Raw genomic sequence first — 19,692 nt, forward strand, 5'->3', positions numbered from 1 at the left:
ACTAAATATTAATACAAACGTTTAGATATTGAAAATGGTTTAGATATTGAAAATTGTAGTGATAGGTCAAAAAGGGGCTATTTACCGCCCCTTTTTAATAGTAAATAAAATGAATAATACACGCTAAATACTAGCCGCATTTAGAGCTTCATCGGCTCTAACCTTCACATACTCTCCAGGCGCGTCACTCAGTACTTGCCAGTCTTTACCCTTATGATCGATACCAGGTTGTCTACTATCTACCTTACCTGCGCTATGTTTTTTGATCCATTCTCTCCAATGTAGCCACCAGCTCTTATCATGCTTTTGGGCATTGGCATACCATTCATCAGGGTCTGCGACATAATCTTCATTGGTATAAAAACCGTATTTACCTGTAGGTGGGTTAATGATACCGGCAATGTGCCCTGATTCACCAAGCACAAAAGTCACGTCACCGCCAAGCACTTGCGTGGATGGATAACTTCCCTTCCACTTAGCGATATGATCTTGCAAGGTTGCTATAACATAGATTGGGGTCTTCACTTTTGATAGATCAATCTTAATACCATCAAACTCAAGCTCACCTTTTTGGATCAGCTTATTACCTTGATACAGCTCACGTAATATAAAGCGGTGTGAGGCGGCAGTTACGTTGGTAGCATCAGAGTTCCAATACAAGAGATCAAAAGGCATAGGGCGCTCACCTTTTAGATAGTTTTGTATATAATAGTTCCAATAGAGGCTATTTTCACGTAGCAAACTAAAAGCCAAACCCATCATACGCCCATCGAGAACCCCTTGTTTATCTTCTACTTCCTCAAGGGTATTGATCATACGCTCATCGATAAACACTCCAATCTCGCCTGGATCGCTAAAGTCAAATAACGTTGCCCAAAAGGTAGCACTAGCGATACGATCAGCTTGATCATTTTCGTTTAACCAAGATAGGGTCAGTGCCAGTAGATCACCACCGATACAATAACCGATGGTATTGGCATCAGGCTCACCAGTAATCTCTTTGACAACGTCCAAAGCAGTCAATAAGCCCTCGTGCATATAGGTTTCCATACCCACATCCTTATAGGCAGGAGTAGGATTGACCCATGACATAATAAACACACTATGCCCTTCCTCTAGTGCCCAGCGTATATAAGAGTTTTTTTCCTTAAGATCCATGATATAAAACTTATTAATCCATGGCGGCACGATCAATAAAGGACGCTTATTCACTTTGTCTGTGGTCGGGGTATATTGAATCAGCTCAAATATGCGATTGCGGAATACCACTTTGCCAGGTGTGGTGGCGATATTCTCTCCAAGCTCAAAAGCATCATTATCCGTCATACTGATGCTAAGCATCTGTGAGCTATTTTCCATATCTTCAGTCAGCTGCTTGAGACCTCTGACTAGGTTTTGTCCCTTAGACTCCATGGTCAAGCGCAGCAATTCAGGGTTGCTCCATAGGAAATTACTTGGTGCAATGGCATTTAGAAGCTGACGAGTAAAAAAGGACAGACGTTGTCGGGTTTTCTCATCCACACCTTCAGTATCATCAATGGTTTGCATGATATTGTTGACGGTCAAAAGGTAGCTTTGTTTTAGGTAATCAAACATAGGGTTGTTTGACCAATCTTCATCGGTAAAGCGTCTATCACCTCTTTCTGGCGTGATCACAGGATCTGTTTGATTGCCTGAGGCTTTCATTAAAGCTTGTTGATACAATTCAAACTGTTGCTTCCAAAGCTTTGCTTGCTGCTCAGCTAACACTGTAGGACTTTCTTCTGTCACACCAGTGGTAAAATGTTGCCAGCCATCTATTAGATTCAGCATCACTGATTGACTGATCTCATTACTTTGATCTTGACCAACTCGCTTCAAGCTTTCCATCAAAAATCTTTGAGTCATTTGAGTAAAATCAGCCATAGGGTTGCCACTACTTTCCTGAGTGTCATCTTGCTGATGTGACTCTTGTGTAGACACACTTTGAGTACTATTCGGCGCCATCATATTACTAAAACGATCAACTGATTCTTGCCACAGTTTCATGTTTTCTGCAAATAGGTTTGAAGCTTGGCTAGACTTGTTGGCTTGATTAAATAAAGATTTGTTTACCTGATTGACTTGATTCAACTGATCCAAATAGTATTGGCCGAAGCTACTAAAGTCAAAAACACTATTAGTGTTGTCTTGGATATTGTCTTGATTATCTGCTTCGCTTGATGATTTATTGGTTTGCTGATCATCCTTGTCAGAGCGCTTATTATCCATATTGGTATCCATAGTTATATCTGATTTGTCATTCATATTTGGTCTATACAAAGTATAAGCACATTAATAATGCTAACACAATAAAAAAGGTGGGAAAGAACGCTCTAACCCACCCCTTAGGTATTATGTAAGTCTATTAACTACCCAGTTTTTCAACTACATAGTATCTACCAATTGAGTATCAACAAGATTATTTACAAACAGTCAGTCTTATTGATAATCACTTTAGTCATAGCTACTTACTTAGTCGTCGTTTTTGCAGTACTACTAGTACCAGTCTTGGTATTTGTAGCAGGTTTTGCAGCTTGCTGAGTAGACTTTGCAGCTTGCTGAGTCGCTTGTTGGGTATTCTTCGTAGCTTGCTCAGCGGCCTTAGTCGCTGCTGCAGTTGCTTGCTCTGCGGCTTTTTTAGCTGCTGCAGTCGCTTGCTCTGCAGCCTTAGTGGCTTGTTCAGCGGCTTTCGTAACTTGCTCAGTCGCTTTTTCAGCCATTTTATTCATATTTTCAGTATATTCTTGAGTTTTTTTCTTGGCTTGATCAGTGGCTTTTTGCATATTAGCTTGTACTTGTTCATTGGTCTCACCATGAACTTCACTCAAAACCTTCATGACTTCTTCTTGCATGTTATTGCCAAGTTCTGTCATACGCTTAGCATCTGCTAGCATTTGCTGGCTAATAACATTAAGCATTTCAGCTTGCTTGCTATTGAATTCTTTCGCTGATTCTGGTGAGTCAATTCCAGCAACTTGACGCATGTTTTCTAGACCCATCTCTGAGTAAGATTTAATAGTATTAAGTGAAAACTCAGTCATAGTTTCAGCATTTTTCAAGAATGCTTGATTAAGCTTTGTCCAAGGTTCAAACATTTTTTGCGTGTTTTCGTTGAACTGATTGATAAAATCCTGAGGATTCGATTGTGACATAAATTGCTCCGTATGCGGATGATTGGTGTGTAGGGGATTGAGATGACATTATAATGCCATTCAAATCATAATGTTACTTAGTAATGTAACAAATATAACTTAATTAATGCTGAGTTCAAATTATTCAAACTAAGACATGTACTGACCACCGTTGACTGATATGGTTTCTCCTGTGACAAATATGGCTTCGTCACTGATAAGATACATACAAGCAGCAGCAATTTCGTTTGCACTTGCCAAACGATTCATTGGAATGGTTTCTTTGATCTTATCCATAATATGCTCAGGTACTGTCTCTACCATAGGGGTGTGAGTGTAACCAGGAGCAACTACGTTAGCGGTTATAGATGAAGGCGCGCCTTCATAGGCTAGAGCTTTAGTAAACCCGATGATTCCTGCTTTGGCAGCAGAGTAATTGGTCTGACCATATTGACCACGCAGACCATTAATAGAGCTGATATTGACGATACGCCCTGTTTTTTGTTGCAGCATTTTTGAAAATACAGGGTGAACGATTGTATAAAGAGAAGTTAAGTTGGTATCAATTACCTGTTTCCACTGCGTGTAGCTCATCTTTTTAAAGCTACTATCACGAGTGATACCAGCACTGTTTATCAAGGCATAAACGTTGTCATACTTATCTAATGTTTTTTGAATAGCGGCCATAGCTGTTTCGTGATCGCTTAGATCTACAGCAAGAAACTCAAAGTTATTTTGATCGAATCCGTTATCATCGCACCATTTTTTAGTACGCTCTGGATCGTCATTACTCAACGTTGCAATAACGTGATAGCCCTTCGCCACCAACTTATCACAAATAGCCGTACCGATTCCACCAAGTGCGCCAGTTACCATAGCGACTTTCTTATCTGATGTATTTGATTGTGACATAGATAATCCTCTAATTAATTTATAAATCCATTTATCTTTCTATTATTACATTTTTTTCATGACGAAAGTATACTAAATTGGTAACAAATTAAGAGGTTTTTACCATATAAGTCGATTATTAGAAATATAACGAACAAAAGATTGGTTCCCATGCAGTAAACTAACACTTGGGTGACACAATGCTTTATTGTAAAAAATACGCTTGGTAAATAAATCGCTGAGAAAATTAGATTGAAGGCTAGATTTTAATCAAATTCCAATTTATTAAATCGTAGTAGTAAATAATTATTGATAAACTCAAGTAGCAATTCGAACAGCTTTTATGCTAGGCAGGCACTTATCAGTAACAGAAGGGCTTAAATAGAAATTAATAGACACAAAAAAACCCCAAACAAGCTAATGTTTGAGGCGAAACTTGCTTAAACTCGAAAGTCTAAATTCGTTTTAAATATGGCGCAGCGGACGGGACTCGAACCCGCGACCCCCGGCGTGACAGGCCGGTATTCTAACCAACTGAACTACCGCTGCTTAGGTCGTCTTTAGCGTTTTGCTCTTTATAACCAGAGCCCACTTCGCTAAATGAGTGGTGGGTGATGACGGATTCGAACCGCCGACATTCTGCGTGTAAGGCAGACGCTCTACCAACTGAGCTAATCACCCTGAGAAGCGTTAAAAAATTGCACTGCAATTTTAGCTTCGCAAGAGAATTTTTCTTAAAGGGAAATTCTAAAAGCTTTGATATTCAAAGTTGTCACCCTTTGAAAAGCTCTTAACAGAAGATAGCTCACTAAAGCCTCGCTCTGTGGGTGTGTATTATATACATTTACACATGCCTGTCAAACGGTATTTTGCCTTTTTAGGCTTATTTTTTACTTTATTACTCATTATCTCGACAAGCATTTGTTTTTATTGACTTTATATTTTACGTACTATTACAGCTATAATGCTATTTAACAACTCAAACTACTTGATAGCTAATAATGCGCGCTCAATGTCGGATGCCATAGACTCTGGTTTAGTCGTTGGCGCATAGCGTTCAAGTACGTGCCCATCGTCACCCACTAAAAACTTAGTAAAGTTCCATTTGATACCATCAGTAAGTACACCGCCCTTCTGCTCTTTTAGCCAATCAAAGATAGGATGGGCGTCTTTACCATTGACGTCTACTTTAGTCATCATTGGAAAGCTCACACCATAGTTCTTTTGACAAAAATTACCAATCTCCTCATTACTACCAGGATCTTGGTTACCAAACTGGTTGCAAGGAAAGCCAATGACCATAAGCCCTCGATCTTTATATTGTTGATACAAAGTCTCCAAACCTGCAAACTGCGGCGTAAAACCACACTTACTAGCTGTGTTGACTATCAACAATACTTTGCCTTGATAATCAGTAAAGTCTTGCTGCGTACCATCCATACGCTCTGCTGTAAAATCATAAATACTGCTCATCGGCTTTCCTTATCTTATTGTATTAGAGTCTGTATAGAGCCCACCATAACTCTGACAGCTACTTTTAATAGCTACTTAGCCGTCTTATCCAAATCGATAGCAACCGAGTTGATACAGTAGCGCATACCAGTAGTCTCGCGTGGACCATCAGGGAAGACATGTCCTAAATGCGCATCACAGTTACTACAGGTCACTTCAGTACGGCGCATGCCTAGCGAGTCATCAACATGCTCATCAATGGCGCTGTTATCTATGCCCTGATCAAAACTTGGCCAACCGCAGCCCGCATCAAACTTGCTTGCTGAGTCAAATAACTTTGCACCGCAGCCTTTGCAGCGATAAACACCGTCATCATTAATATCATTATAAACGCCCGTAAAAGGACGTTCTGTGCCCTTCTCTCGCATGACGCGATACTCATCGGCGCTGAGACGCTCTTTCCAGTCAGCTTCGGTTAATTGTGCGACTTCTTCGGCACTCAACTGATTGTCTTGCATGGTTTATCCTTTATAAGCTTATTGTGTAGATAAGATATGGGAATACTCGCTAAAGATGCAAGAGTGAGTGATTCATCTTTACCAAACTTACACGTGAAAACAGGTCCTATGATTTTGATAAGGAAAAATAAGAATAGAATTGCAAGCATATCTTGCAATAAATCATAAATAGCACTTGCAGCTTAGTTATGAATGCAATAAAATCTTGCATTAAGTATTTAATATTATCTTCTGATATTTTCAACACTGTCTATAGCATAGAAAAACAAAAGGCCTAAATGGTTATGATTGATAATAAAGACAAGTTGGCACAAGCTGAACGCTTGGTACAGCTGCGTCGCGACAAAGGCATGACTGCTGAGCAACTGGCACAGGCCATGACCCAAGCTGGTGCTAAGGTCAGTCGCGGTGCTATCTCTAATTGGGAGCGCGGTACTAATGGTATCGTTTCCTCAAAGCTGCCAACGCTTGCACGCATCTTGGGATGCAGTGAAGGTTATTTACTGCGTGGCGACATTATAAATGATAATAGCCATAAGACAGTAGACGCTTCCACAGACAAACAAACTCTAACCACCGACCACAACCAAGACTCAAAAAACAAAACGACTATGGGTAGCAATACTATGGCTTCACTAAAAAAATCCGCCAAATTACAAAACGTCTGCTATGACATTCGTGGCCCTTTACTAAAAGCGGCGACCCAAATGGAAGCAGAGGGTCAACGTATCATCAAGCTAAATGTCGGTAACCCTGCTCCCTTTGGTCTGGATGCGCCACATGAAATCTTGCGTGATGTATCAATGAACCTATCTGAGGCAACTGGCTATTCAGACTCACAAGGTGTTTTTTCAGCGCGCAAAGCTGTATTGCAATATTATCAGTCAAAAGGCTTGCTCTCTGCTGTAGACGTACGTGATGTGTATTTGGGCAATGGGGTTTCTGAGCTGATTGTCATGACCATGCAAGCGCTGATGGACGATGGTGATGAGGTTCTGATTCCAATGCCAGACTATCCTCTGTGGACAGCAGCAGCGAACTTGGCCGGTGGTACAGCGGTGCACTATCGCTGTAATGAAGAAGACAACTGGCACCCTGATATCGAAGACATCAAATCCAAGATTACCAGCAAGACCAAAGGCATTGTGGTTATCAATCCCAACAACCCAACAGGCGCACTATACTCAAACGACATCCTTAAGCAGATCATCGAAGTCGCTAAAGAGCATGACTTAGTTCTAGTGGCAGATGAGATCTATGATCGCGTGTTGTATGATGAGGCGGTGCATACACCAATGAGCACATTAACTGATGAGGTCTTGGTTTTAACTTACAATGGTCTATCCAAGTCTCATCGAATCGCCGGATTCCGTGCTGGCTGGCTCATGGTATCGGGTAAGAAACAACATGCTGCAGATTTCATCGAAGGCTTAGACATGCTCGCTTCTATGCGCCTGTGCGCCAACGTCCCTGCGCAGTATGCCATTCAAACGGCTATGGGTGGCTACCAAAGTATGCAAGCGCTCACTGCGGAATCTGGACGTCTATACAAGCAGCGTGAAATGGCAGTTTCTCGTCTGAATGCTATCCCTGGTATCTCATGTACCCTGCCCCAAGGCGCGTTTTATTGTTTTCCAAAAATAGATCTTGAGATTTACCCCATCGAAGATGACATGCAGTTTATGATGGATCTTTTAATCGATGAAAAAGTACTGATGGTGCAGGGATCGGGCTTTAATTGGAACGCCCCTGATCACTTCCGCGTGGTATTTTTACCCAACCTTCATGATTTAGAAGATGCGATGGATCGCTTGGATCGTTTCTTTGCAAAAAAACGCCAACAGTTTGGCACAGATGACATTGTAAATACCTCATCTAAAAACACTTTATCTGCAGACGTCAACGCTTTAGAGGCCTAATACCAAACCCAAAAGTGCGATTAACTTTGTCAAACTTGCTAACCCTACTAGGAGTAGTGCTTGCACAAGTTTTTCGTGCTACTCTAATTTTTGGAAATGGTATAATTGCTAATCAACTTGGCTTTAGACAAAAAATAGACAAAAAAACGCTTATCGGCATCAAGTCGATAAGCGTTTTTTTAGCAGTCGCTTAAATAACAATAATCTTGAAAGCTAAGACCTCAATTTTAGTGTTCTAGAATATCTTTGTTAAAACAAAGAAGCTTAATGCTGACATACTCGCTGCCGCAGGCAATGTAATCACCCATGCCAGACCAATAGGTTTCATCAGCTTCCAGTTAGTATTTCTATTGACGATACCAATACCCAGTACCGCTCCTACTAGAGTATGCGTGCTCGATACAGGTAACCCCATCGTTGATGCGCCCATAACGACAGCCGCAGCCGCAAGCTCAGCTGAAAAACCAGACGCTGGATGCATCTTTGCCAAGTTAGTACCAACGGTTTGAATGACCTCCTTACCAATGAAACAAAGACCGACGATGAGCGCCACCAAACGTTAGCATGACTGCTGGAGGCACCGCTGCTTCTGAAGATATTTGATTGGTACGAATGACATCCATAATCGCTGCAAAAGGGCCTACTGCGTTAGCGATGTCGTTTGAACCATGACTAAAGGCAAAAGCGGATGCCGTAAATACCTGCATCCAACTGAACAGGATAAAGTTGGCTTTGGTCAGATCTTCTTTGTGTTTACCACGAATACTTTTGGTATAGATAAAGGTAGCCAGCCACACTAAGGCACCAACCATCCCCATGAATAAAAAACCATGTAAGGTTGTAAAGTTATCATTGACGTTTTTCAGGCCTTTGAAAACGACCAATGACGTCATGACCACACCGCCCATAGCGGCAATGATAGGGACCCACTGTTTAATCGCTTTTAGAGTATCTAGATTGCTACGCTCCCGATCAATGGTGTACAGGTTTTTGTAGTAGTCAGTTTCTAAGTCTTCAAGCTTACAGTCATCATCTTTATAAATATCCTGATCACGTAGCATGGCAGATGTATAGGATAGCTGCTCTGATTCTGATAGCGCCTCAAAAAATACTTTATGCTCTTCTTTTACAGTCTTTTTATTGGCTTTTAGTACAACAATCTTTGCTTCTGCTTTATCATTATAATTGATGATATTCTTTTTGATTTGTCCGTAGAGTATGAACGAGAGTATGCCGCCTAGTAATGGTGATAGTACCCAAGAAATGGCAATCTTGCCCACAGTGCCCCAGTCTACTGTTGATAGTGCCATTTCGGTACCACCTAAAGTGATGCCTAATACAATAGAGCTGCCTACCACACCGCCAATAATAGAGTGGGTGGTAGAGACAGGCAGTCCCTTACGTGTGGCAAACAGCAGCCAAAATGCTGCGGCTATCAAAGCAGAAAGCATCACATAGATAAACTGATTGGGCGTCACAGCTAAACCGTCCAAATCAACGATACCACTACGGATAGTATCTGTGACCTCGCCACCAGCGAGCACTGCACCTGATACCTCAAATATTGCAGCCACACCAAGTGCCTGCGGAATAGTCAGCGTTCCTGCACCTACCGAGGTGCCAAAAGAGTTAGCAACATCATTGCCGCCGATGTTGAATGCCATAAAGACACCAAAGGCTGTGGCAACGATAAATAGAGTGGTCTGCTGACGCATGGTGTAGTCAAGACCCCACCATAAAAAATAAGCTGTCATTACAATCAGTAAAGTGGCAAAAAATAGATTGATTCTCATAGTGCCAACTTTCTTGGTCGGCTCTTTAGAACTGCTAATAATACCCATAGATTGATACGCCCTGCGTAAGCTGGTTAAAGATATTTACGATTGATAAGGTTGCGATGTTACTAGGTATAGCAAGCCAATGAAATGGCAGCGCACACGCAACGTAATTTTTTGAATACATATGCAAATATTATTTGCATATACTCTGAAAGCACTAAGAAATTATTAAGTCTTCACTTATCCTGATGTCGTTATCAGTATGAATGCACTGCAAAAACGACATTCATTAACATACTATTAAGCCGCAAGTGAGAGCGCTAAATCATTTGATTAAAGCATCTTGCGGCCTAAATATTTGATTCTAATAGTCTAATGGTGATTATACTGCTCAAAACAGCTGTGACCAAGTAACGAAACAATGCAATACTGAAACTGCGCCCTTACTTTATGGCCTATCTGACTGCGCTTACTCATGCCCATATTGCAAGTGCTAAGCTGACCTTTACAACCACTCGCCCATTATATTAAATAATTGAGGATAATGCATGATGATACTGCGAGATTTGTAACTGCAAAGATAAGTTTCAGCAGCAAGCAAGAACAACATTATCAAGATTTTAAGTTTGTTAAATAAATAGAGAGCTTATTTAGGTAATAAGCTCTCTATTTAATATCCGCCTATTATGGTTATTCATAGCGGATTGTCAAAGACAAACTGTGTTATCTGACAATATTTGCGCGATTTATATTCAGCAGTACATCCCATATCACAAATAATACTCAGCATGACTGTGTATAGTCATCATAAGTACTTTTTTAACTGCTCGATAGCATGATCCAGCACTGCCAAACGCGCACTGCGCTTATCGTTAGTAGCGATGACACACCAAGGTGCCGATTCTGTATCAGTATGCGCCAACATATCTGCCGCCGCTTGTACATAGTCTGACCACTTATCACGGTTGCGCCAATCATCATCAGTTAATTTAAATTGCTTATGTGGCGTCTCTTGTCTTTCTTCAAAGCGCTCTAGTTGCTCTTTTTTATCAATAGCAAGCCAATACTTAATCACCACCGTCCCTGCTGTTGTTAATTCTGACTCAAAACGATTGATTTCATCATAAGCACGTTGCCATTCAGCTTCAGATATCAATTGCTCAATACGCTCAACCAAAACCCTGCCATACCAAGTACGGTCAAAGATGGCGATGCGACTCATACGATCTTCTCTTTCATTCGGTAATCGCGTCCAAAATCGCCACAGATACGGATGCTGCAGCTCATATAGCATTGGCGCACCAATATTATAAACTTGGTACTCACGTGGATCGAGAGGCGCTACCAGTCTTTTAATAGCGCCACCCTTGCCAGCAGCGTCCATACCTTCAAAGGCAAACACCACATGACGACCCTGACGTGCGCGCAGCAGCTCTGCTAGCTTGGCTTGTTTTTTGGCCAGCTGTGCACGGTAATCTGACTTATCCATATCAGGATCATCGATATCTATGAGCTCATAAGGTATCTTTACAGATTTGAACCCTTGCTTGCTATCGTTGTTTTTTTCGTTATCGTCCTCTTTATCGATGTTATTAGCCATATCAGAGTGATTGTTTGCAGAAGCTCTACTACTGACCAGTGCTTTTTGCATGGCTTGTAGTACTTGGTGACCAAAGTTGGTCGCCGCTTGCGTCTTGTCACTGCCATCTATGATGACCCAATCACCTTGCTGCCGCAATAACTCCGTTGCCACCTGATTGAACTGCGCCAATGTTTCAGTATCACTCCAATCAATTTGGTATAAATAGTCAGGATCATCTTCTTCATCTTTTAAACGTGCCTGCAAGACATCCGCATCAACGTGGAACCAACATTTAAGCACTTTAGTCTGATTGGCCGCGAGGTCTTGCTCAAACACTTTTAGCTCTGTTAATTGCTGCTGCAAATAATCTTGCCATTTACCAGTCGGTAATTGACGCGTGGATTTTGCTTTACCATTTTTTTTACGCTTATCTTTTTTCTCACTCGTCGCCAATTGCATGACATTGTAGAGCAAGTCTGCATACCAGTTGCCAAAATACACCATCACATCCCCATGACGCGGTATGGCTTTGGTATGTGCTTGCCAAATAGGTTGATATGCAAGCGGTGGGTGACCAACTGTCGCCTCAACCTTTAGTAGTCGCGGATCAACCCATTGCCTTAATTGCTTGACCGCCGTGCCCTTGCCTGCCTGCTCCATACCATTGACGAGTACCAATAGTCCTGTTGGCTTGTTGATGGTCGACGGCTCTTGCTGACGTGTCGCGCGTAAAGCATATTGAGCCGTCACTAACGCCAATCTAAGCTCGTCCTTATCCAAAGAAAACTGACTCAACAAGTTAGGTGTCAAACGCTCACTGACGACTTGCTCATCAAATTGCGCGCTTACGGTCTGTAATGTCTTATTTTTAGGCATACTTTGACTCCGTTTTATTTTTATAAAAAGTTTAGGGTCTATTGACCATTCAAATGTGGTACTGGCGGTGTGTAACCGTTTGCTATTTGTATTTTGCTTTATTTTCTTTTAAGGTGGCGTACTATAATAGCACTGAAGCATAGATTCGTTTTACTAGATATAGATTACTATCGATGATACGCTTAACTCTTAGGCTCGATAGTAGTGAAACAACTTTGAGTTTGTAAGTTTATACTAACTGTAAAGCTATAATAAATTAAGCTCTATTATTTTATTGTGCTCTGCCTAAAACACCCCCACCTTTATCTATTTAGGATTATCCGTCATGTCTGCATTATCTGAACTACAACAACACTTAGCGCGCTATTGGGCGCTGCCCTCTCATGAAAACGCTGAATTAAAGGCCAAGCTTGATGAGGTACAGGCATGGCAGCGCGCTCGTATTCAACAGACCCATAAAGATGTTTTTGAACAGAAAAAAAACAAGCCAATGGCGAACTACTTTCTCACTCAACTGTATGGTGGTGATGAGTTTAAGTTATTAGCCAAACAGTTAGAGCGTATCCTACCCAAAGCCAAAAGGCTTGAGAGCCTGACTAAAGAGTCAGTATTACAGACGGGCAGCATGGCCATTCAAGCAGCTATCTTAGCAATTGAATTAGACATGCATCTGGCGCAGTGGTTTATCGATCAAAAGTTAGAAGTAAACGAAGAAAACATGCTTGCCGCCTATCGTGCGGTAGATGAGGCAGGTGCACGCCGCACGCAAATCAACAACCTAAAAGACGTCTGCTATCGCACAGACAAATACCTTAACTCATTTATATTACGTAAAGTATTTTCGCTGACTAAAGGTACTGCTTACCGTCATAACTTCCAGCCTTTATATGACTTCATTGATGCCGGCTTTGTGGCAATGAAACCTCTTGATAGTGTCGCAAGTTTCATCGAACCTTTCTGTGAGCGTGAACTCATGATTATAGATCAAGTCCACAGTACGGATAATGACGGTAATAAATCAGCGTTTGATGTATCATAGAGCTCATCATAAGCATTGCTCTAAACACTCGCACTGCTCTAAGCATTCATAGTTACGTAGTGATACCTGATCACTCGTAACAGCAGGCTTAGATAATCATAAAAGCAAGTAACAGGATACCTCTATGACCGACAACTCAAACACTGATGTAGCACCTAACAAAGCAGCTGCAAACCAGCATCTACAAGACAAGCTGGTTGAAGACAGTATTACCAACAATCAAAAAATCACTGCAAAGGTAAAAGCAAGTCATAACGCTGAGTTTACTCAAGTGCAGGACTTGCCAACAGGAACTCCTCAAGGTCAACAAACGACTATGTCAAATAACAACGCCAACGCAAGTATCACGTCAGCATCAGATAAAGCACAAACACTGAAACAAACAGCCTTCAATCAGCGTGATGATATCAACAATCCTCACACCCTTGAGACCGATGGCGCAGAAGAAACCCATTTCGGCTATAAGACGGTCAAAAAAGCTGAAAAACAAGCCCGCGTGGCAGACGTTTTTACTTCAGTTGCTAAGAAGTATGACATCATGAACGACTTGATGTCTTTTGGTATTCACCGCCTATGGAAGCGTTTTGCCATTAGCCTGTCAGGCGTACGCGCTGGTCAGCATGTGCTTGATATTGCTGGCGGTACGGGTGATTTAGCCAAAGTATTTAGCCGTGAAGTGGGTCGTAATGGTCATGTAGTCTTGTCAGATATCAACGCCGCTATGTTAGAAGTTGGCCGTGAGCGTTTGATTAACGCGGGCTGCAACAACGTTGACTTTGTCCTAGCCAATGCCGAAACGCTTGCCCCCTTCGAAGATGAAAGCTTTGATCTGGTGACGATTAGCTTTGGCTTACGTAACGTCACTGATAAAGATGCGGCTCTACGCTCAATGTATCGTGTGCTAAAGCCAGGCGGTCGCTTGCTAATCCTTGAATTCTCAAAACCTATATTTGAGCCGTTATCCAAAGCTTATGACTTGTATTCATTTACTGCCCTACCGCTTATGGGCAAGCTTGTTGCCAACGATGCAGAGAGCTATCAATATCTGGCTGAGTCGATTCGCATGCATCCTGATCAGCAAACCTTGAAGCAAATGATGGAGCAAGCAGGCTTTGAAAATTGTGACTATCACAATTTGACGGCTGGTATCGTTGCTGTGCATCGCGGCTTTAAAGCTTAATTGGTTCTGCTTAATTAGTTGTTCTTAGTTATGAGCTTGAAAACCGAACAATCAAGCTCGCAACGCAGACTCGTTATAAGAATAACCCCTTTAAAAAAGTGAGAGTATTATGCTAACTGTATTACTTTTGGCCAGTGCCGAAAAGCTGATTAATATGGCTATTGCTAGTGATGAGATTACGAGAGCTGGATTGAAACCGCTTGCTGGTAAAGTACTGCGGTTTAATATGACGATGCCTGAAGTACACTTAGATGTTTTATTCAATGATGAGCATCTGCGTTTTGAGCCTCTCACTGCCAATACTGTATTTGAGCCACGCGGACAAAGCTTTCGAGGGCATAGTGATGAACGCCAACAAGCAGATATAGACATGGCGCGTATTGGTCACAGTACTCCAGACTGCACCATCAGTGTCGAAAACCCTGCTCAGCTACTCAATCTGATGCGCGGTGCTGAAGGCAACCTGCCCATTACGGGCGACTATAAAGTGCTGATGCAGCTTAAGCAATTGGTTGCAGGGTTTGATCCTGATATTGCTGGTCAGCTTGAGCCTTTCATTGGCAAACCAACGGCAAGCCAGTTGCAGCTCCTGATATCGCAGCTAAAAGGCAGCTTTCGCCATACTGCCAAGCGCGCTTTTGATGATGTGAGCGATTGGGCCAACGATATTGCTGGCAATAGCGAGCCTGATCCTGCGGAAAAAGCAGAAGCAGATAGTCTTAAGCAGCAAATTCTTAAGTTGCGTGCTGATGTCGAGCGCGAAGAGGCACGGTTGGCTGCGATTAAAGCTGAACAAGCGCGTTTGCTGCATATGCAAAACCAGCAATAGTCAGTCGACAAGCGTTCCACCTATTTCCGTCTTTTTGTAGAGTATTTATCACCCATGCTATTATCTCATCGTGCTCGTTTATTTGAGCTTTGGCGCATTGCGGCAAGCTATCGTATTGATACCCATCTGCCCCTTGATGAAGCTCCGCAGTTACAGCCTATCGCACGTATGATTCGTCTGCACCCTGCTGCTTGGGGTAAAAAGCATCAACCCAACGCTATTAAATATGCACTTGAAGACATGGGTACGCTATTTTTAAAGCTCGGACAGCTGCTGTCTACTCGTCGCGATTTGGTAATCCCAGAAATCATCGAGCAATTGATTCAACTGCAGGATAAGGTAAAGCCCTTTGACGCTGATATTGCCATCGCTCAAATCCAAGACCCAAAACACGGTCTTGGCCAGTCTATCGAGACGTTGTTTGCACGCTTTGATGTCAAACCTTTAGCTGCTGCCTCCATTGCCCAAGTGCATACTGCCGCATTGACGGATGGCCGTGAAGTCGTGGTTAAGGTAGTACGCCCTGATATTCGCGCCACTATTATCTCTGACTTTGAACTGCTACGTGAGCTTGCCAGCTGGGCATCAGCACGTATAGAGGCGGCACGCGCCATACATATCATTGATATCGTCGAAGACTATCGGCAAGTCATGCTCAATGAGCTGGATTTGACCTTAGAAGCTGACAATACCACGCAAATGCGCAATAACTTCTTGGGCTCAGCATTGATGTATGTGCCTGAAGTCTATGACGCGTCAAAAAACGTCATGGTGATGGAGCGTATTCAGGGTGTACCAATCTCACAGATTGAGATATTTGATCAGCTTGGCTATGACCGAGCGGCACTTGCAGAAAAAGGCTTAACGATTTTCTTCACCCAAGTATTCCGTGATAACTTCTTTCATGCCGACATGCATCCGGGTAATGTCTTCGTTGAAACGCCCCCTGTCAAAACACTCAGTGCAGATACGCCCCCTGTCGATCTGGGTTACGAGCCACGCTATATCGGTCTTGATTGTGCCATTATGGGTACCTTGTCCAATGATGATCAGATGATTGTGGCGCGAATGCTTTTGGCAGTGATGAATAATAACTTTACTACGATGGTTGATATCGTAAGCCGCGCGGGATGGATACCACCGAATTCAGACAAGCATGCATTAATGCGTGATATGAAACGTACCGTCGGCCCAATGCTACAAAAATCTATCAACGAAATCGATTTTGCTGGCGTCTTGATGCAAATACTGGACATTGCGCGTCGTCATCACATGAGTATCCCGCCACAGCTTATGCTACTACTCAAAACCTTAGTACACGTTGAGGGTTTGGGCCGCGAGTTATATCCTGACTTAGACATTTGGTCACTTGCCAAACCTATCCTAAGCGGCTGGATTAAAGAGCAGCTCGATCCTATGCGTAACTTGCAACAACTACGTACGCAGCTTCCAGAGATTTTACTATCCACGACTGACATCCCTAAACTACTGGATCAAGGCTTGCAAAGCTTAGCCTCTCAAGGCTCACGTCAGGACAGCCAGCTGCGGGAGATGCAACAAATACGCGCAGATATGCTGAATGATCGTCGCCGTGACTGGTTAGCTTTAGCAGGTTTTGGCGTCAGTATCGCTATCGCTACTCAAGTCGGTTGGTTTGCACCGATCTTTTATATCATAGCGATGTTGGCTGTTGTCTGGCGTATCTTGGCGTAACCCTCATTAGGAGTTTTTTATGTCTATTTCCGACGTGCGCATTGCCCCTCTCACAAACGAGCCTTCTGTAAATAACAATCAAAAAGACAACTCTGATACATGCAATCATGATGCTGCCATCAAAGCACTACAAGCACAGTTTGGTGGCAAGCTAAGTACCAACTTGACCGTACGTGAGCAGCATGGTCATACCATGACTTGGCTTACCAATCAGCCACCAGATGCTGTACTAACCGCGCAGAACAAGCACGATGTTGCACAGGCGGTAGCGATTTGCAATCAATACAAAATGCCAGTCATTGCTTTTGGTGTTGGTTCATCCTTAGAAGGTCAGCTAAATGCGCCTTATGGTGGCCTGTGTATTGACATGCACGAGCTCGATGCTATCGTGCAGGTGAATAATGAAGATCTTACGGTAACGGTACAACCTGGTGTCACGCGTGAACAGCTCAATCACTATTTGCGTGATACCGGATTGTTTTTCCCGATAGATCCAGGTGCCAATGCCAGTATCGGCGGCATGGTTGCTACTCGCGCTTCAGGTACCAACGCAGTACGCTATGGCACCATGAAAGATGTGGTACTTGCGCTCGAAGTCGTAACAGCGAGCGGAGATATTATTCGTACGGGGACGCGGGCAAAAAAATCTGCTGCAGGTTATGACTTAACCCGCTTAATGATTGGCTCTGAAGGCACGCTGGGTATCGTAACCGAGGTGACGCTGAAACTGTTCGGCATCAACGAATGTATCGGTAGTGGACTTTGTCATTTCCCGACGATTGAAGATGCCTGTCAGGCGGTGATGCTCACCATTCAGATGTGCTTACCTATTGCGCGTATTGAGCTGCTTGATGCACTGCAAGTCAAAGCCTGCAACCAATATGCAAATCTTGATTTGGTCGAGACACCGACGCTGTTTGTGGAATTTCATGGTACTGAAGCAGGCGTGTGTGAACAAGCACAAACATTTACCGATATTATCGAAGAGTTTGGTGGTACGGACTTTGTGTGGGATACCAATGAGGCCGAGCGCAAGCGTCTCTGGCAAGCGCGGCACAATGCTTATCATGCCAGCTCTGCGCTACGTCCAGAAGCAAAAGCACTATCGACGGATGCCTGTGTGCCTATTTCACGCTTAGCAGAGTGCGTCAGTGCCACGGCCAAAGACATTGAAGATGCTGGTATGATTGGCCCTATCGTCGGTCATGTTGGTGACGGGAACTTTCATGTTTTACTCTTGGTAGATACAGATAATCCTGAAGAGGTTGCCAAGGCTGAAGATATTATCGGTCGCTTAGCCATCCGCGCCATTGAGATGGATGGTACGTGTACGGGTGAGCATGGTATCGGTCAAGGCAAGCAAAAATATATGCAGCAAGAGCATGGTAATGCCTTAGGAATGATGCAAGCCATCAAGTCTGCGCTTGATCCTAATAACATCTTAAACCCTGGTAAAATATGGCCTTAGCGTAGGTTTGATGATAAATAAAGTAATAGATAAACACATACTAAAAAAGCGCTTCTTTTACGAGGCGCTTTTTTGATTGAAACCATCTATCACAACTTTTCCAAATAATTAGAGTAGCAAGAAAAACCAGTGTAAATACTATGTTTTGTAGACTAAACGAGTTTGACATAGCCAGTCGTATTTTTTAGGTTTGGTATTGATAGTCGAACTACATCTGATCAATCGCCATCTGTGTCAATACGCGTCCACGAGCGGTACGCAACACATAACCTTGCTGTATAAGATACGGCTCGATTACATCTTCCAGCGTGCCGCGATCTTCTGCCATGGCCGCTGCTACCGCTTCAACACCTGCTGGGCCACCATCAAAACGCTCATGCAGGATTTCAATATAGCGTCTATCCAGATGATCCAAACCCCGTCTATCAACCGCCAGCATATCGAGTGCACTGGCAGCAATAACACCATTGATACTCCCATCTCCTCTTACTTCAGCGTAATCACGTACACGGCGCAGCAAACGATTGGCAATCCGTGGCGTGCCGCGAGCACGGCGCGCAATCTCTACCGCACCATCTTCAGTCATCGTCACTCGCATCAGACGCGCTGCGCGCCTAACAATGGTGGTCAGATCGGCAATATTATAAAACTCAAGACGCTGGACGATACCAAAGCGATCACGCAGTGGTGAAGTCAGCAGCCCTGCCCGCGTGGTCGCAGCCACCAAAGTAAAGGGCGGCAAATCAAGCTTAATAGAGCGCGCTGCAGGCCCCTCACCAATCATGATATCCAGCTGAAAGTCTTCCATGGCTGGATAGAGTATCTCTTCAATGACGGGACTCAAACGGTGAATCTCATCAATAAATAAGACATCGCCCGCCTCTAAGTTGGTCAACATCGCGGCCAAATCGCCGGCACGCTCAAGCACAGGCCCAGACGTTGAACGCAGATTACCGCCCATCTCACGCGCGATAATATTGGCAAGGGTTGTTTTACCCAGTCCAGGAGGACCAAAAATCAGCGTATGATCCAGCGCCTCATCACGGCCTCGCGCTGCACCGATAAAAACTTCCATTTGCTCACGAACTACCGGCTGACCGATATACTCGGACAGTAATGCGGGGCGAATATTGGCTTCCGGAGCATCATCTGCTCCTTCTAGCGGATTAATCAAGCGGTCTTGCATCATATCTCTTATCATTATTTAAAAGTAATAAATAGCATAACTAAGCACAGCTGATAAGTCATGCACAAATATAGTAAAGTAACACTTAGAAATAAAATAAGCGACAACC

13 protein-coding genes, 2 tRNA genes and 1 pseudogene are annotated in these 19,692 nt (G+C 43.2%); 6 read left to right on the forward strand and 10 right to left on the reverse strand.

From position 1 onward, the window contains the following. Window positions 1-123: 123 nt before the first annotated feature. The 7 genes from phaC to msrB all read right to left on the reverse strand — a co-directional run bounded on the left by phaC (window position 124) and on the right by msrB (window position 6,013). Window positions 124-2,286 carry a class I poly(R)-hydroxyalkanoic acid synthase gene (gene phaC, locus JMX03_RS10220; RefSeq protein ID WP_201596578.1) on the reverse strand — a complete coding sequence of 721 codons (2,163 nt, stop codon included), beginning with the start codon at window positions 2,284-2,286 and terminating at the stop codon, window positions 124-126. A gap of 203 nt (window positions 2,287-2,489) precedes the next feature. Then, window positions 2,490-3,173 (reverse strand): phasin family protein, encoded by a 684-nt coding sequence (locus tag JMX03_RS10225; protein WP_201596580.1) that lies wholly within the window; start codon window positions 3,171-3,173, stop codon window positions 2,490-2,492. Window positions 3,174-3,302: 129 nt separating this feature from the next. Further along, complete coding sequence (phbB, locus tag JMX03_RS10230) at window positions 3,303-4,064, reverse strand: acetoacetyl-CoA reductase (RefSeq protein ID WP_201596582.1); 762 nt, start codon at window positions 4,062-4,064, stop codon at window positions 3,303-3,305. Window positions 4,065-4,515: 451 nt separating this feature from the next. After that, window positions 4,516-4,592 (reverse strand) — tRNA-Asp (locus tag JMX03_RS10235). Between the two features lie 56 nt (window positions 4,593-4,648). Continuing rightward, window positions 4,649-4,724 (reverse strand) — tRNA-Val (locus JMX03_RS10240). A 303-nt stretch (window positions 4,725-5,027) separates the two neighbouring features. Continuing rightward, on the reverse strand, window positions 5,028-5,516 hold the full coding sequence (locus JMX03_RS10245) for a glutathione peroxidase (RefSeq protein ID WP_201596584.1): 489 nt from the start codon (window positions 5,514-5,516) through the stop codon (window positions 5,028-5,030). Window positions 5,517-5,587: 71 nt separating this feature from the next. Next, a complete protein-coding gene (msrB, locus tag JMX03_RS10250; protein WP_201596586.1) occupies window positions 5,588-6,013 on the reverse strand; it encodes a peptide-methionine (R)-S-oxide reductase MsrB in 426 nt (141 codons plus the stop codon). Window positions 6,014-6,291: 278 nt separating this feature from the next. Between msrB and JMX03_RS10255 the strand changes: the two genes are divergently transcribed. Further along, window positions 6,292-7,932, forward strand: a complete 1,641-nt coding sequence (locus tag JMX03_RS10255) for an aminotransferase class I/II-fold pyridoxal phosphate-dependent enzyme (RefSeq protein WP_406947719.1) — start codon at window positions 6,292-6,294, stop codon at window positions 7,930-7,932. 235 nt (window positions 7,933-8,167) lie between these two features. Here the strand turns inward: JMX03_RS10255 and JMX03_RS10260 are convergent. Both JMX03_RS10260 and JMX03_RS10265 read right to left on the reverse strand, forming a co-directional pair. Then, window positions 8,168-9,773: pseudogene (locus JMX03_RS10260) on the reverse strand (inorganic phosphate transporter). 742 nt (window positions 9,774-10,515) lie between these two features. After that, window positions 10,516-12,168: an ATPase gene (locus JMX03_RS10265; RefSeq protein WP_201596590.1), complete on the reverse strand. Its 1,653-nt coding sequence runs from the start codon at window positions 12,166-12,168 to the stop codon at window positions 10,516-10,518. Window positions 12,169-12,493: 325 nt separating this feature from the next. Between JMX03_RS10265 and JMX03_RS10270 the strand changes: the two genes are divergently transcribed. The 5 genes from JMX03_RS10270 to JMX03_RS10290 all read left to right on the forward strand — a co-directional run bounded on the left by JMX03_RS10270 (window position 12,494) and on the right by JMX03_RS10290 (window position 18,397). Continuing rightward, window positions 12,494-13,207, forward strand: coding sequence for an FFLEELY motif protein (locus tag JMX03_RS10270; RefSeq protein ID WP_201596592.1), 714 nt, complete (start codon window positions 12,494-12,496; stop codon window positions 13,205-13,207). A gap of 124 nt (window positions 13,208-13,331) precedes the next feature. Then, complete coding sequence (gene ubiE, locus JMX03_RS10275; protein ID WP_201596594.1) at window positions 13,332-14,387, forward strand: bifunctional demethylmenaquinone methyltransferase/2-methoxy-6-polyprenyl-1,4-benzoquinol methylase UbiE; 1,056 nt, start codon at window positions 13,332-13,334, stop codon at window positions 14,385-14,387. Between the two features lie 109 nt (window positions 14,388-14,496). Continuing rightward, a complete protein-coding gene (locus tag JMX03_RS10280; protein ID WP_201596596.1) occupies window positions 14,497-15,216 on the forward strand; it encodes a ubiquinone biosynthesis accessory factor UbiJ in 720 nt (239 codons plus the stop codon). A 54-nt stretch (window positions 15,217-15,270) separates the two neighbouring features. Further along, window positions 15,271-16,929, forward strand: coding sequence for an ABC1 kinase family protein (locus JMX03_RS10285; RefSeq protein WP_201596598.1), 1,659 nt, complete (start codon window positions 15,271-15,273; stop codon window positions 16,927-16,929). Between the two features lie 19 nt (window positions 16,930-16,948). Continuing rightward, window positions 16,949-18,397: an FAD-binding oxidoreductase gene (locus tag JMX03_RS10290; protein WP_201596600.1), complete on the forward strand. Its 1,449-nt coding sequence runs from the start codon at window positions 16,949-16,951 to the stop codon at window positions 18,395-18,397. Between the two features lie 208 nt (window positions 18,398-18,605). On the opposite strand, the gene ruvB is transcribed toward JMX03_RS10290, so the two are convergent. After that, window positions 18,606-19,583, reverse strand: a complete 978-nt coding sequence (ruvB, locus tag JMX03_RS10295; protein WP_201577124.1) for a Holliday junction branch migration DNA helicase RuvB — start codon at window positions 19,581-19,583, stop codon at window positions 18,606-18,608. Window positions 19,584-19,692: the final 109 nt, after the last annotated feature.

Origin of the sequence: Psychrobacter fulvigenes (assembly GCF_904846155.1) — a bacterium.
In the GTDB taxonomy this organism is placed as follows: Bacteria; Pseudomonadota; Gammaproteobacteria; order Pseudomonadales; family Moraxellaceae; genus Psychrobacter; species Psychrobacter fulvigenes.

Coding starts and splice junctions, on each gene's coding strand:
- phaC (WP_201596578.1), bottom strand. CDS start 2,286: ATGAATGACAAATCAGATATAACTATGGATACCAATATGGATAATAAG.
- JMX03_RS10225 (WP_201596580.1), bottom strand. CDS start 3,173: ATGTCACAATCGAATCCTCAGGATTTTATCAATCAGTTCAACGAAAAC.
- phbB (WP_201596582.1), bottom strand. CDS start 4,064: ATGTCACAATCAAATACATCAGATAAGAAAGTCGCTATGGTAACTGGC.
- JMX03_RS10245 (WP_201596584.1), bottom strand. CDS start 5,516: ATGAGCAGTATTTATGATTTTACAGCAGAGCGTATGGATGGTACGCAG.
- msrB (WP_201596586.1), bottom strand. CDS start 6,013: ATGCAAGACAATCAGTTGAGTGCCGAAGAAGTCGCACAATTAACCGAA.
- JMX03_RS10255 (WP_406947719.1), top strand. CDS start 6,292: ATGGTTATGATTGATAATAAAGACAAGTTGGCACAAGCTGAACGCTTG.
- JMX03_RS10265 (WP_201596590.1), bottom strand. CDS start 12,168: ATGCCTAAAAATAAGACATTACAGACCGTAAGCGCGCAATTTGATGAG.
- JMX03_RS10270 (WP_201596592.1), top strand. CDS start 12,494: ATGTCTGCATTATCTGAACTACAACAACACTTAGCGCGCTATTGGGCG.
- ubiE (WP_201596594.1), top strand. CDS start 13,332: ATGACCGACAACTCAAACACTGATGTAGCACCTAACAAAGCAGCTGCA.
- JMX03_RS10280 (WP_201596596.1), top strand. CDS start 14,497: ATGCTAACTGTATTACTTTTGGCCAGTGCCGAAAAGCTGATTAATATG.
- JMX03_RS10285 (WP_201596598.1), top strand. CDS start 15,271: ATGCTATTATCTCATCGTGCTCGTTTATTTGAGCTTTGGCGCATTGCG.
- JMX03_RS10290 (WP_201596600.1), top strand. CDS start 16,949: ATGTCTATTTCCGACGTGCGCATTGCCCCTCTCACAAACGAGCCTTCT.
- ruvB (WP_201577124.1), bottom strand. CDS start 19,583: ATGCAAGACCGCTTGATTAATCCGCTAGAAGGAGCAGATGATGCTCCG.